General features: G+C 58.0%; 17 protein-coding genes. 16 read left to right on the top strand and 1 reads right to left on the bottom strand.

From position 1 onward, the window contains the following. Positions 1–34 precede the first annotated feature (34 nt). The 11 genes from C4J88_RS14515 (at position 35) to C4J88_RS14465 (ending at position 5,783) form a co-directional block, all read left to right on the top strand. Positions 35–775 (top strand): hypothetical protein, encoded by a 741-nt coding sequence (locus C4J88_RS14515; protein ID WP_164487716.1) that lies wholly within the window; start codon positions 35–37, stop codon positions 773–775. Positions 776–781: 6 nt separating this feature from the next. Further along, positions 782–1,822: a phage coat protein gene (locus tag C4J88_RS14510; protein ID WP_124407338.1), complete on the top strand. Its 1,041-nt coding sequence runs from the start codon at positions 782–784 to the stop codon at positions 1,820–1,822. Between the two features lie 44 nt (positions 1,823–1,866). After that, positions 1,867–2,229 carry a HeH/LEM domain-containing protein gene (locus C4J88_RS27755; RefSeq protein WP_256659031.1) on the top strand — a complete coding sequence of 121 codons (363 nt, stop codon included), beginning with the start codon at positions 1,867–1,869 and terminating at the stop codon, positions 2,227–2,229. A 10-nt stretch (positions 2,230–2,239) separates the two neighbouring features. Beyond that, a complete protein-coding gene (locus C4J88_RS14500) occupies positions 2,240–2,617 on the top strand; it encodes a hypothetical protein (protein ID WP_124407337.1) in 378 nt (125 codons plus the stop codon). Between the two features lie 2 nt (positions 2,618–2,619). Beyond that, complete coding sequence (locus C4J88_RS14495) at positions 2,620–3,012, top strand: hypothetical protein (RefSeq protein ID WP_124407336.1); 393 nt, start codon at positions 2,620–2,622, stop codon at positions 3,010–3,012. Position 3,013: 1 nt separating this feature from the next. Continuing rightward, positions 3,014–3,670 carry a hypothetical protein gene (locus C4J88_RS14490; RefSeq protein WP_124407335.1) on the top strand — a complete coding sequence of 219 codons (657 nt, stop codon included), beginning with the start codon at positions 3,014–3,016 and terminating at the stop codon, positions 3,668–3,670. Continuing rightward, a complete protein-coding gene (locus C4J88_RS14485) occupies positions 3,667–4,086 on the top strand; it encodes a phage tail terminator-like protein (protein WP_124407334.1) in 420 nt (139 codons plus the stop codon). Before C4J88_RS14490 ends, C4J88_RS14485 begins: the two co-directional genes overlap by 4 nt. A gap of 72 nt (positions 4,087–4,158) precedes the next feature. Continuing rightward, entirely contained in the window at positions 4,159–4,815 is a 657-nt protein-coding gene (locus C4J88_RS14480) for a phage tail protein (protein ID WP_124407333.1), read from the top strand. A 3-nt stretch (positions 4,816–4,818) separates the two neighbouring features. Then, on the top strand, positions 4,819–5,199 hold the full coding sequence (locus C4J88_RS14475) for a phage tail assembly chaperone (protein WP_124407332.1): 381 nt from the start codon (positions 4,819–4,821) through the stop codon (positions 5,197–5,199). A gap of 47 nt (positions 5,200–5,246) precedes the next feature. Further along, the gene (locus tag C4J88_RS14470; RefSeq protein ID WP_124407331.1) at positions 5,247–5,525 is read left to right on the top strand and encodes a DUF1799 domain-containing protein; all 279 of its coding nucleotides are present in this window, start codon (positions 5,247–5,249) and stop codon (positions 5,523–5,525) included. A 57-nt stretch (positions 5,526–5,582) separates the two neighbouring features. Beyond that, the gene (locus tag C4J88_RS14465) at positions 5,583–5,783 is read left to right on the top strand and encodes a hypothetical protein (RefSeq protein WP_124407330.1); all 201 of its coding nucleotides are present in this window, start codon (positions 5,583–5,585) and stop codon (positions 5,781–5,783) included. Positions 5,784–6,230: 447 nt separating this feature from the next. Here C4J88_RS14465 and C4J88_RS14460 read toward each other — a convergent pair whose 3' ends face one another. After that, entirely contained in the window at positions 6,231–6,803 is a 573-nt protein-coding gene (locus C4J88_RS14460) for a helix-turn-helix transcriptional regulator (RefSeq protein ID WP_256659030.1), read from the bottom strand. Between the two features lie 108 nt (positions 6,804–6,911). Here C4J88_RS14460 and C4J88_RS14455 point away from each other — a divergent pair, with 108 nt between their 5' ends. The 5 genes from C4J88_RS14455 (at position 6,912) to C4J88_RS14435 (ending at position 12,378) form a co-directional block, all read left to right on the top strand. Next, positions 6,912–7,076, top strand: a complete 165-nt coding sequence (locus C4J88_RS14455) for an Arc family DNA-binding protein (protein ID WP_124407329.1) — start codon at positions 6,912–6,914, stop codon at positions 7,074–7,076. Continuing rightward, on the top strand, positions 7,057–8,067 hold the full coding sequence (locus C4J88_RS27750) for a Rha family transcriptional regulator (RefSeq protein WP_256659029.1): 1,011 nt from the start codon (positions 7,057–7,059) through the stop codon (positions 8,065–8,067). Before C4J88_RS14455 ends, C4J88_RS27750 begins: the two co-directional genes overlap by 20 nt. Positions 8,068–8,163: 96 nt before the next feature. After that, positions 8,164–8,586, top strand: a complete 423-nt coding sequence (locus C4J88_RS14445) for a hypothetical protein (RefSeq protein WP_124407328.1) — start codon at positions 8,164–8,166, stop codon at positions 8,584–8,586. A 20-nt stretch (positions 8,587–8,606) separates the two neighbouring features. Continuing rightward, complete coding sequence (locus C4J88_RS14440; protein WP_124407327.1) at positions 8,607–9,017, top strand: zinc ribbon domain-containing protein; 411 nt, start codon at positions 8,607–8,609, stop codon at positions 9,015–9,017. Between the two features lie 55 nt (positions 9,018–9,072). Next, positions 9,073–12,378: a phage tail tape measure protein gene (locus tag C4J88_RS14435; protein ID WP_124407326.1), complete on the top strand. Its 3,306-nt coding sequence runs from the start codon at positions 9,073–9,075 to the stop codon at positions 12,376–12,378. The last annotated feature ends 1 nt before the right edge of the window (position 12,379 follow it).

Raw genomic sequence — 12,379 nt, 5'->3', positions numbered from 1 at the left:
AAAGCGGGCCGACCAAACCCAAGGGGTGCACCAAGTGGCAGACGAAAACCAGATTGATCTTGAAGACCCGGCAGTTCAGGCCGCCATCGCTGCAGCTGTCGAGTCTGCGACCCTGGGCCTCAAGAACAAAAACACCGAGCTGCTTGGCTCGCTCCGGACCACCAAAACCGAGCTGGACGGCTTCAAATCCCAGTTCGAAGGCCTGGACATCGCCGCAGTGAAAGGTCTGCTGACCAAGGTTGGCCAGGATGAAGAGACCAAGCTGATTGCCGAGGGCAAGCTGGACGAGGTCATCACCCGCCGTACCGAGCGCCTGCGCACCGACTACGACACCAAGCTGGCAGCCGAGAAGGCCCGTGCCGATAAGGCCGAACAATTTGCAGCCAAGTACAGCGACAAGGTGCTGGCCGACTCCATCCGCGCTGCTGCCATCAAGGCCGGCGCACTCCCCGAGGCTGCCGAGGACATCATCCTGCGCGCCCGGGGCACTTTCAAACTCAGTGAAGACGGCGAGGCGATTGCCACCGACCGTGACGGCGAGGTCGTTTACGGGAAGGACGGGAAAACCCCGCTGTCGCCGCTCGAATGGGCGGAATCGCTGCGTGAAACAGCAACACACCTGTGGCCAAGGGCTCAGGGTGCCGGTCCGACCGGCGATCAAGGTGGCAAGGCCACGAAGAAGTTTTCCGACATGACCGAAACCGAGCGCACCGCACTCTACAACGCGGATCCGGCGAAATATCGCCAACTGCGCGACGCCACCACACAGGAGTAACACACTATGGCGACTACTCGCCTTTCCGACGCAGTAATCCCCGAGGTCTATGCCGATTACCAGGCAGAGAACACCCCGGAGAAAACCGCGTTTTTTGAATCCGGCGTTGTTGTACGCAACGAGATGCTGGACACCAAAGCCAAGACCGGCGGCCAGGAAATCCAGATTCCGTTCTGGCGCGATCTTGACGCATCGGTTGAGCCAAACGCATCGAACGATGATCCGGCGGACATGGCTTCGCCGAATAAGCTGGGTTCTGGCCTGCAGAAGGCTCGCATCAGCTACCTGAACCAGGGCTATTCGGCCTCGGATTTGGTAGTTGAGCTTTCGGGCTCCGATCCGATGCAGCGCATCCGCAATCGATTCGGCACCTACTGGCAGCGCCAGTGGCAGCGTCGCGTGATTGCGTCCGCTGTGGGTGTGCTCGCCGACAACGTAGCCAACGACAGCGGCGACATGGTCTTCGATGGCAGCGCAGCGCTCTGGTCGCGCAAAGCCTTCACTTCCGCCGTGTTTACCCTGGGCGATGCCTTCGGCCAGCTGTCTGCAATCGCGGTTCATTCCCTCGCCTACAAGCAGATGGTCGACGCTGACGACATTGACTACATCAAGGACAGCCAGGGCAACCTGACGATCCCGACGTTCATGGGCCAGCGTGTCATCGTCGATGACTCCATGCCGGCCATCAGCGCTGGTGACCCGGCGACGATCACCACCACCGCCGTGCTGTTCGGTGCTGGTGCGTTCGGCTATGGCGAAGGCGACCCAGAAATGCCGGTCGAGATCGAGCGCCAGGCGCGGGCCGGCAATGGCGGCGGCGTTGAGACCTTGTGGGAGCGCAAGACCTGGATCCTGCACCCGTTCGGCTACCAGTTCACCGGCGACGACATCACCAATCGGGCGAACCTGCGCGGCCGCACCGGCGCGGACACGACCGTTGATGAGTTTTCCCCGCTGCTCGCCGACCTACGCAAGGCCGCCAACTGGAACCGCGTCGTGGATCGTAAAAACGTCCCTATCGCATTCCTGAAAATCAAAGGCGCCTGACCGATAAGCGAGGGCTTCGGCCCTCGCGATGATGGGAGAACATCATGGAAAACGACGAAATCAAGCCAGGTGAGCAACTGACGCTTGCCCAGATCAACCGACTGGTCAAGCAGGCGCAGGAACAGCAATCTCCAACTCCAGGCTCTGGCCTGCGCGAAGACGGCCCAACTGTCGAAGAGTTCATCGCGTCCGGTTACAAGGCGAGCAACTACCCTCCAGCTGGGTATGCGTCTCGCAGCACAGCCGAGGAAATCGCGGCGGCTCTGGAGGCCGAGAAGGGAGCCCCTGAAACCGACCCTCTGAAAATGAAGGTCCCCGAGCTGAAAGAGTGGCTGACCGAGAAGGGCATTGCCTTCGGCCCGTCCGCCAAGAAAGAAGACCTGCAGGCCCTGGTGCCAGCGGAATAAGGACAAGCACATGACCGATTACATCACCGTCGCCGATGTTGACGCCCAGCTCGGTCCCGACTGGGCCGGCACCGGTGATCCGGTCCTTGCTGTGACCATGGCCAATGCCTGGCTCACGGCCAAGATTAAGCGGGCTGTTACCGATCCGGTCCCTGCCGAGATCAAAACAGCCGGCGCCCAAGTCGCCAAAGAAGCAGCGGCGGGCAAGCTGTATACGGCCACCCAGAAGGAAGTGCAGAGCAAGACGGTCTCGGCTCAGTCCGGCACGTCAGTGAGCAAGACATACGTCTCCGGTTCCACCGATCAGTCGGCTGGTGTGAACTTCGCCCTGGCTTTGCTGGAGCCTTGGATCAAGCGCTCCGGCGTGATGATGCTGAAAAGGATCTGATCATGGGCATGCGCGAAGAGATCCAAGCCGAACTGGCCGAGGCGTTCGACGATCCCGATGGTCTGGCCGACGCGGTTAAACCCGTCACGGGCGTGCGCAAGGTTGCGGGCGAGTATGACCCTGACCTGGGCGGCGAAACGCCCGAGACCACCGTCACGTACGTGGGGCGCGGTGTCTTGGGCAGCTACCTGTCCAAGGAAATCGACGGCTCCCTCATCCAGACCACTGACAAGAAGCTGCTTGTGCTGCAAAACGAGCTGTTCATATCTGAGGACGGTGTGCCGACAGCGGTAGCCGCTGTCCCAGCCATTGGCGATATCGTCAACGGGCTGCGGGTGATGAACGTGTCTGCGGACCCTGCTGATGCAACGTGGACGGCGCAACTGAGGAAATGACATGGCGAACAAGTACGCGAGCATGAACGGCAGCTTTGCCGAGAACATTCGCGACTTCGCTGAGCGCGCCCAGTCTGGTATTGACGCAACCATCCGAGAGATCGTTATCGAGATCGGCAGCAGCGTCATCCGCATGTCTCCTGTGGGCAATACAGAGATCTGGGCGGCGAACGTTGCGCACCGCCAGGCGAACACCCGGGCCGCCGATGACTATGACTTCAAGGTCGCCGTGCGCAACACGCTGATCAACCTCAACGAATCAAACTTCACGAAGGCCGGTAAGCTGCGGCGCGGCGTGAAGTACGCCAAACCCCTGACCAAGACCGAACGTGACCAGAACTTCAATGTGAACGGCCTGGTCGCGGGCAGGGACTACGTCGGCGGGCGGTTTCGGGGGAACTGGCAGTTTTCCATCGGCACGCCGGCGGAGGGCACGCTTGACCAAGTCGACCCGGTTGGTGGTGTGACGCTGGCCAAGCTGCGACTACAGGTCCAGGCACTTACGGCTGGCGAGACAGCCTACATCGTGAACAATCTTCCGTATGGCATCCCGCTGGAGTATGGGCATTCGACCCAGGCGCCGGGCGGGATGGTCCGGATCACCCTGGCCCGCTTCCAGCAGATCGTCGACGAAGCCACAAGGAACAACCAGGTATGAGCCACGCAATTATCGCGTCGATCTACGAGGCCAAGTTACTTGCCTGGAGCAAGGCGCGGGCAGAGCCCATCAAGGTCGTGTTCGAAAACACTCAGTACGATCCGGCGGACGGCGAGGCCTATCTGCGGGCGTTCATGCTCCCAGGCGACACCGCAAGCAGCACGCTTGCCGGCGACCACCGCGCATTCATCGGCGTCTACCAGGTCAGCATTGTGGCTCCGGCCAATACCGGCAAGACCAAGACGAACCCACTTGTGGTTGAGTTGACCGCGCTGTTTCCGCTTTACGCGAGAGACACGAAGGCCGGCATCACCGTCGTCACGATGTCACCGGTCGACCCTGGCCCGGGCATCCCCGATCCACCGACTTTCACCGTGCCGGTTTCGTTCGAATACCGAGCAGACATCGCCATCTGATTACGCCCGTTGGGCAAACCCTGAAACCCGCCTCTGTGCGGGTTTTGTCATTTCTGAAAAGAGGAAACACCCATGGCCGGCATCCAAATGCCCAACGGCGCCACCTTCGAGATTGCAGCCACCTACGGCCCCGCGATCCCATTCACTACCTTGACGAACGCCAATCCAGCCGTCGCTACCGCGGCAGCGCATGGCCTGGCCGAAGGCGATGTCATCGCCGTCAACTCCGGCTGGACTCGCCTTGAAGGGCGTGGTGTTCGTGTCGGCGAGATCGCCAGCGGCACTTTCGCGCTGGAAAACGTGAATACCCTCAACGTCCAGCAGTATCCGGCCGGCTCGGGCATTGGCTCGGTGCGTGAGGTGACGGGTTTCACTGAGATTTCGCAAATCACCGAGCTGAATTCCAGCGGCGGCGACCAGCAGTTTCTGACCTTTGGCTTCCTGGCCGACGACGATGATCGTCAGATGCCAACAACCAAGAACCCGATCACGCTGACCATCACAGTCGCCGATGATCCTTCCAAACCCTACGTAGAGGTCTGCGAGGCCGCTGACGACGACAAGCAGGCCCGTCTGTTGCGCCTGAATCTGCCCGGCGGCAGCAGCATCATCTACAACGGCTATGTGTCGATCACCTCGACGCCGACCATGTCCCGCAACAACCTGATGACCCGTGTTATCAGCATCGCTCTGACCGGTCGCCCAACCCGTTACGCGGCAGTGGTGTAACCCATGGCCAAGTTCAAGCTGATCCAAAAGCCGACTTTCAAGGCGCCGGTCATGATCCAGCGGGCGGGTTACAACGCGGAAAAAGTGGAGTTCGAGTTCAAGTATCTGGACCGAACGGCGTTGGCCGAGCTGTATACCACCTGGAACGAGCGACACGACGAGCTGAGCAAGCTGGTCGGCGATATGGACCTTAAGGCGTTCACTGCCGCCCAGATCGAACTGCAAGCCGATCAGCTTCTCGACGTGGTCGTCGGCTGGGACATCGAGGAAAAGTTCACGCCTGAAAACGTGCGCATCCTCGTCAATTCGATCAACTCGGCGCCGAAGGCGGTGCTGAACGCGTACGCCGAAGCCTTCAGCGAGGCCCGCCTGGGAAACTCCTAAGCGCCTCACGCGCGCTGTATGAGCCAGGGCCGTCAGATGCTGATCTGATGGCCTTCGGATTGTCTCGCCAGGACATCCCCGACAAGGAGGTCGGCATCTGGCCCGATAACTGGGACGCCTTCAAAGTCTTCGAAGCCATGAGCACCCAGTGGCGCACAGGCGCGTGCGGCGCAACAGGTATGGACTACAGCGTTCTCTCCGGTGTGATTCGGATGTGTGGCGTACCGATCAGTCAGCGACAAACCATTTTCAGCGACTTCCGGCGGATGGAGGCTGAAGCCTTGCAGGTGATGGCTGAGCAGCGGGAGAGTGCGAGGGGCGCCTGATCCTCAGGCACCGAAATGCAAAACAACCATGACGCGGCATGGCCGCAGGAGCAGTGTATGAATCAGCCTTTTGAAGTAAGTGACCGTAAGCCCCGAATCAACGGCGAAGTCATTATTGATGCTGGCCGGTTCGCTGGCATTGGCATTGGTTTACCAGATGAGCTTGCTGCGGATGCTCATGAGAAAGCCGACCTGATTGAACGTCGGCTTTCAAGGATCGAAGAAACGATTGGCCTCGGGCCTATTTGTGGGAGTTGAAGAAGGCTGCGATTGCTTTTCGATCAGGCGCTACGTCTTTTGCAGTCGGATAGGAATCCGCGATTTTTAATGCGTAGGCCTGTGCGGCTTCAACAGCTCCCGTCCCCTGTGCCGCTTTCAATTGACTGGCAAGGCCAGAGACTATGCAGCTCAGAGTCATTATCGATGAGCCTGTATAATTAATTGCATCTTGGGCTGAGTTGCTCACATTGACCTCCAGGTCATAAACGCGCCGATATTGGCGCTATCCCAGTCCTTGGGCTTGCAGGCGTAGGACTGGGAAATCCTTGCGTGAAGGCGCAACGCTACTACGGCGCGGCTGTGCTCGGTTACTGGCATTCCATCCACGCTGGATGCCTGGACAGGATCGGGGCATGAAAAAGCCCGGCAGTCCGGGCTTGGTCATTCAATTCGGCTGTCACGATCATCGTGATAACTGGATTCGCCCTATTTGCTCTTCTCCTCGGATGTGCCCGAAAAAGCGTCATAAAGAGGCGTGTCGCGGATTTCATCCAAATAGTCCTTGGGCGCGAAGAAACGCGCCGAAGCGTTAGTAATTGCGTCGTCTGGATCTCCTAGAAGCTCGAGGTTTCCTTCTGATTCCGCAGCACTCACCAGCGCCTTGATCATGAACTTGCCGAGGTACTGGTTTCTCTCGGCCTCGCTCAAAGGGGCGTAATCCAGCGTAATCTTTTTATGCTGGTCTCTTGTGAAGTGAAGAGAGCACCTGATCGGCCCAAGCTTCTTAAATGTCACTTCGAATAGGAGTTCAACGTCATCGTCCCGTGGAGTGGTGTCCGGGAAGTGATCGCGGGACATAGGCTTTTCTAGGTCCTCGGGAGGCGATACGCCAAGTACAGAAGCGAGCTTGGCCATCACGGTTTTGCGCGGCCTCGCAACTCCCGCCTCGTATCTGGAAATCTGAGACGGAGAAACGCCCACGGCATCGCCGAGCTCTTGCTGCGTAAGGTTGTTCAGGCCCCGGAGGTAGATCAGGTTGTTCGCAAATTCTTCAGTCATGGTTCCACCTTGTATTGCGCAAGCGTACTACAAACGCACAAAAAGCAAAATTTGTTTGACTGACGCACAAAACGCATTAGACTCACAAAACGCAAACAAGGAGGCGTTATGAAAGCCCTGAAAATCACTACCGCTGTGCGAATGCTGTGCGAAATGCGAGAGACGCTTGAGATGAGGGCCGCTGAAAACGGCCGCAGCCTCAGCGGCGAAATCGTATTCCGGCTGAGAAAATCCCTTGAGCAGGAACAGAACCATGAAAAACAGCAGGCATGAAAAAGCCCCAACGCTGGCAGGCGGAAGGGCTTGTGATGTGAAAACTTTCGACGGAGATCACGGGATGAATGTTACCACAGTTGTTGACATGCGCAAATTCGTAGAGGCTAGAGATGGCAAGGCCTTCACAACGACACACCAGGTAGCTCTCGCCTTTGGAAAGCTTCATAACCACGTTCTCGCGAAGGTCCGAGCGCTGGAGTGCTCTGATCAATTTTTAACCGACAACTTTTCGTCGGTTCAATTTGAGCATCGCGGCAACACCTACGAAGCTTTTGAAATGACCAAGGACGGTTTCATGTTCTTGGTGATGGGTTTCACCGGAAAATCGGCCGCCTCTATCAAGGAAGGCTACATTGATGCCTTCAATGATATGGCGAAGCGCCTGGGCATGAACCCTGAAACTATTGTTGGGGATCTCGTCGGGGCCGTGATTGGCACCAGCGGCGAACACGTTCTTGATCGCGTAATTGACCAGAAGGCATCCCCAATTCCTCATTCACTCCAGCGCAGTTTCAAGCACACCATGAAGAGTAGGCTTCGCTCGCGCTTCAATGTGCAGCGCACTGCGCTCATTCCGGCTGAGAATTTGTCGGACGCCTGTAATTTTGTAGTGGCTTACGCGCTGGAAGGTGAATGGATCGGAAGAGAAATCTCGCCGTCCGACAAGGTGAAGTGGTCCGCACAGCGTTGGCTCCAAGAGTCTCCGGCATATGTCCAGCGGACAATGACCGAGATGCAGGGGCGGGGCAACATGATGCTCACGCCTCAAATGCTGTTCGGCGGTGATAGTGTTTCTCCAGCCCTCAGGGCTATTTCCGAGCTTGAGAAGCAGGGGCATGACCTGGAGGCATGCCGGTTTGAGGTGCAAGCACTCAAGCATCACCTCGAGGGCGCTCACTACACCATTCAATCGCTACAGATGCTGATCGAGCGTAGCGATGGGAAGGGCGTTCGATTTCCCATGGCTCAGCCTGGGCACGCAGCTTAAATTAGACCTGCTGTAGGTCGGCCCCGCACATGCGGGGCTTTCGTGTTGCTGTCTCGTTGGTGATAAAGTCCCGCGATAACTCAACGAGGGAACGACATGAAATTATTCGTAGGTGCTCTGGCGGTAGCGTTGCTGGCTGGTTGTGCGACTTCACCGGTTCCGTCCGACAAGGCTCGCCCAGCGCCATCCGAAAGGGTAAGCGGTTACCAAAAGCCAGTGTCTGGTGGTAGTTCGCTAATCGTGACGAGAGACACAGGGTTTCTCGGCGGCGGCTGCTTCGCGACCATCTTCCTAAATGGTGCTCCCGTGGCAAAGCTGGACACCGGCGAGAAGGCTGTCTTCCAGGTGCCTTCCGGTGAGTGGTTGTTAGGCGCCGCATTGGATGGTTCAGCACTTTGCGCAGCGAACCCCGAACGGATGGAAACATCAGTAGTTTTGAAGCAGGGCCAGCAAAAGAAATTCAGGGTTTTCCTTCCTGCTGGTGGTGGGTCGATAGCCGTGCAGCCGAGCAGCTTCTAAGTATCTAAGGAGAAGTTGATATGTCACAGGTTATCGTTTTGGGTTGGCTCATTGTTGCCGGACTCACGGCCGTGGCGGCACACGCGAAGAACAGGTCGGCTTTCGAAGGGTTTTTGGTGGGGATTTTCTTTCCTGTTCTTGGAATGGTCATTTACATAATAATCAAGCCATCCCCGGGAAAATCATCGTCTATTAAAAATGGGCTTCTTGTTAACTCTAGCGGGGAGAGGGCGTGCCCTAGCTGCTCAGAGTTTGTAAAAATGCAGGCGTCCAAGTGCAAGCACTGCGGAAGCGATCTGACGCCAATCACTGACGCTGAAGCAAAGGCTGCGCACGACGCTGTGTATGGGCCCATGAGAAGCCACCGAACTATTCTCGTTTTGTTGTTGGGAATAGCTGTTGTGGCTTTCGGATATTTTAATCAGCACTAAATAAACACCTTCACAAACCCGTTCCGGCGGGTTTTTTATTGCCCGGAGAAAACTAATGAGCACCAACTTCGCCTCCCTGGGCATTGCAGTCGAGTCCTCACAAGCAGCGAAGGCCGCTGACGACCTGGATAAATTGGTCGACTCGGCAGAAGGTGCACAGAAGGCGATCGACGACCTAGGCAAGACTAGTGAAGGCTTGGCCAGCACGGGCAAGAAGATCACTCAGGCAGAAAATGAGGTAGCTCAGGGCGTCGATAAGTCCACTGCCGCGATAGATCGCAGGTCCGGTGCAAACCGCAAAGCGACTGAAAGCGCCGCCGCAGAGATCACCGTTATCAGCCAACTCGACAAGGCGATGACGGGCAATATCGACAGCATTGAATCCTTAGTGCGGGCAGAGGGTTTGTTGGAGCGCGCTCGTAAAGGCGGCTTGGTCACTATCGAAGATCAGGCAAAGTATCAAGATCAGCTGGGCAAGGCCTACGACAAAATAGAGAAGGCCGAAGCCAAGGAGTTGGCGCAGAAACAGAAGCTGATTGATGCCGAAAACCGCCAGATTGAGGCGCTGAAACGCACCGTCAACGGGATTGACCCGGTGACCGCCAAGCTAGCGAAGTTAGAGACCCAAGAGAAAGCGCTAAACGACCTGCACAAAACAGGTCAGATAGATGCCGAACGATACCAGGATGCCCTGGCCAAGATCGGTAAGGACCGTGCCGGGCTGACCGCGACGGAGACTGCGTTCGACAAATTGAAGCTCGGCACTCGCCAGGCCCAAGAGAACGTAATGCAGCTTGCCAACGCCCTGCAGTCGGGCGATCTGGGGAGCGGTGCGCGAGCCATTGCACAATTGGGTGCTGGTGCCGGCGAATCAGCGCGAAGTCTGGCGGGGATGATAATTCCAGCCGGCCTGCTGGTGGCCGTTCTTGGGTCGCTTGGCTACGCCTATTTTGATGCAATGAAGCAGGCTCGCGAGTTCAATGCCGCAATTAATGGCGGAACCAACGGCGCCGGCCAGACAATTGCCAGCTTGAAGGATATGGCCGACGGCGCCGGGCGAATCACTGGAAATCTATCCGGCGCGCGTGAAGCGGTTGTGTCGCTTGCTTCGGGGGCCGCCACCAGTGGTACACAGATGCGCAACCTGGCTGAGGCTGCAGCAGCGATCAGCGAGATCACGGGGCAGAGCGCTGCAGAGCTAGCAAAGTCATTCGCCACTGCCGGTGATACAGCTACTGAGGCTGCGGGCAAGATCAGCAGCCAGTATGGGCTACTGACCCTCGATCAGTACCAGGTGATCAAGGGGATTGATGACCAGGGCGATCATCAGCGCGCGCTTGATGTCCTGAGTGGCAATTTGAATGAGGCGGCGTTAGAGCGACTCAAGGCCTATCGCGGGTCTCTATCCGATATTGAGCGAGACTGGGACGACGTCGGTGAAGCTACGAAACGCGCTTACTCATATATTAGGTCGGAAGCTTTCCCAGACCTCGCAAAGCAGATCGAGATTACCCAGCGCGTGCTGGATACCCGCAAGGGTGGCGGATTCGCCGGCGCAGTCTCCAGCGGGCTGAGCTCGCTCAATACTGCGCTAGGCTTGGGTACCGGCGAGCATGACGACTCCACTGAGGCGCTGGAGAAGAAACTCGCGAGCCTGAAGGCCAGGCAGGCAGCCAGTGCCAATCTGGCAATCATCACTGGCGAGAACACCGACGCAAACCAGAAAGCTATCAAGGTCCAAAAAGAACTGGATGCGCAGCTCGATGAGATTAACCCTCTAAACAAGCGCTCAGCGGGGCTGGACAAGCTCAACGACAAATTCAGAACGCTTTACGAGAACGCTGAGAGGACGGGCCAAAAGTCCAAACTTCTGGATGGCGTCGATTTTGACGGTAAAAAGTTCTCAGGAGGTGCTTACGACACCTTGCTGAAAGGGCTCAACGACAAAAACAAAGACCCCAAGGCCGCCAGCTCTCAAGTCGACCTGACCAGCTTCAACAACGCCAAAAACAACCTGTCCGACATCGTCAATGAATACCGGAATACCCAGAAGGAACTGGAGGCTCAGCAGAAAGCCGGCGTGGTATCGCTGTCGGACTATGCGAAGCAACGCTCAGCCCTGATCAATCAGGAAAAGGACGATGTCACGGCGGCATACCAGGCTGAGATTGACGCACTGGAAGCGGCGAAGGGCAAGAAGTCCACGACGGCGGCGCAAAGCATCCAGATCGACCAGAAGATTGCCGATGCGCGGCAGGGGATGGTCAAGGCTCAACAGGAATCGGACAGCGAACTAGCAGTGATCGCCACCAATGAGCAGGGACGGCTCAAGAAGCAGGAACTAGCCATCAAGTCGTACACCGATGCGCTTGATCAACAGAACGCGGCGTTGCAACGCGCCGGTAGCCGGGCAGCGGAAGGTGTGGGCCAGAGTGACCGCCAGAACGCCATCAACGGTGACCTGAACGGTATTTCAGACCGCGCCAACCAGCAACGCCTGGATCTGGCACGCGACAAAGCCGACGCTTCCCGCAACATGAGTGCAGATGAGTACCAGGCCAAGCTTGAGGCGATCAATCGCAGCGAGCGCGACCTGACGCAGACCACGCTGAGCAACTACGAGCAGATGTCTGTGGCCCAGAGCGACTGGCGGAACGGGGCGACCTCTGCGTTCAGTAACTACTTGGACTCGGCTCGGGATGTGGCCGGGCAGACTCGCAGCTTGTTCACCAACGCCTTCAGCTCCATGGAAGATGCGGTCGCCAACTTCGCCACCACCGGCAAGTTCTCGTTCTCGGACTTCACCAAGTCGATCATCGCCGACATGGCACGCATTGCCACCCGGCAGGCAGCGTCTGGTTTGCTTTCGAGCATCGCAGGTAGTGCGCTGGGCGCGTACCTCGGTGGCGGCGCGGCGACCGGCGCTGGCAGCTTCGGCTCCAGCATCGGCGGCGCGATAACCGCCAACGCCAAGGGCGGTGTTTACGACTCGCCAAGCCTGTCCAGCTTCAGCAACCAGGTGCACGATAAGCCGCAGATGTTCGCGTTCGCGAAGGGCGCTGGCATCTTCGCCGAGGCTGGGCCGGAGGCAATCATGCCGCTAACCAGAACGGCCGGCGGTGAGCTTGGTGTCCGTGCGCTGGGCGGTGGTGGCGGTGGTGGAGGAGGCGGTGGCAACACCTACAACTTCCCCGTCTCGGTCTCCGTGCAAACGGCTGGCGAGGGCGGAAACGCGACACAGGAAGACACCACGCAGGCCGGTCGGAACATCCAGCAGGCCACCAAAGCGGAAGCTGAGGCAGCCATTGCGCGCGGCGTTCAGCCTGGCGGGGCTATCTGGCGAGCCATCAACGGGAGGTAAT

This window comes from Pseudomonas sp. R4-39-08 (assembly GCF_003852275.1).
Taxonomy (GTDB): Bacteria; Pseudomonadota; Gammaproteobacteria; order Pseudomonadales; family Pseudomonadaceae; genus Aquipseudomonas.
Note: the sequence above shows the minus strand (reverse complement) of the source record. Positions and strands in the feature narration are given on the sequence as shown.

Bases quoted from the DNA above. Each gene is read 5' to 3' on its own strand.
- C4J88_RS14435 (WP_124407326.1), top strand. From the start codon at position 9,073: ATGAGCACCAACTTCGCCTCCCTGGGCATTGCAGTCGAGTCCTCACAA.
- C4J88_RS14460 (WP_256659030.1), bottom strand. From the start codon at position 6,803: ATGACTGAAGAATTTGCGAACAACCTGATCTACCTCCGGGGCCTGAAC.
- C4J88_RS14510 (WP_124407338.1), top strand. From the start codon at position 782: ATGGCGACTACTCGCCTTTCCGACGCAGTAATCCCCGAGGTCTATGCC.
- C4J88_RS14480 (WP_124407333.1), top strand. From the start codon at position 4,159: ATGGCCGGCATCCAAATGCCCAACGGCGCCACCTTCGAGATTGCAGCC.
- C4J88_RS14490 (WP_124407335.1), top strand. From the start codon at position 3,014: ATGGCGAACAAGTACGCGAGCATGAACGGCAGCTTTGCCGAGAACATT.
- C4J88_RS14485 (WP_124407334.1), top strand. From the start codon at position 3,667: ATGAGCCACGCAATTATCGCGTCGATCTACGAGGCCAAGTTACTTGCC.
- C4J88_RS14495 (WP_124407336.1), top strand. From the start codon at position 2,620: ATGGGCATGCGCGAAGAGATCCAAGCCGAACTGGCCGAGGCGTTCGAC.
- C4J88_RS27750 (WP_256659029.1), top strand. From the start codon at position 7,057: ATGAAAAACAGCAGGCATGAAAAAGCCCCAACGCTGGCAGGCGGAAGG.
- C4J88_RS14445 (WP_124407328.1), top strand. From the start codon at position 8,164: ATGAAATTATTCGTAGGTGCTCTGGCGGTAGCGTTGCTGGCTGGTTGT.
- C4J88_RS14475 (WP_124407332.1), top strand. From the start codon at position 4,819: ATGGCCAAGTTCAAGCTGATCCAAAAGCCGACTTTCAAGGCGCCGGTC.
- C4J88_RS27755 (WP_256659031.1), top strand. From the start codon at position 1,867: ATGGAAAACGACGAAATCAAGCCAGGTGAGCAACTGACGCTTGCCCAG.
- C4J88_RS14470 (WP_124407331.1), top strand. From the start codon at position 5,247: ATGGCCTTCGGATTGTCTCGCCAGGACATCCCCGACAAGGAGGTCGGC.
- C4J88_RS14465 (WP_124407330.1), top strand. From the start codon at position 5,583: ATGAATCAGCCTTTTGAAGTAAGTGACCGTAAGCCCCGAATCAACGGC.
- C4J88_RS14500 (WP_124407337.1), top strand. From the start codon at position 2,240: ATGACCGATTACATCACCGTCGCCGATGTTGACGCCCAGCTCGGTCCC.
- C4J88_RS14455 (WP_124407329.1), top strand. From the start codon at position 6,912: ATGAAAGCCCTGAAAATCACTACCGCTGTGCGAATGCTGTGCGAAATG.
- C4J88_RS14440 (WP_124407327.1), top strand. From the start codon at position 8,607: ATGTCACAGGTTATCGTTTTGGGTTGGCTCATTGTTGCCGGACTCACG.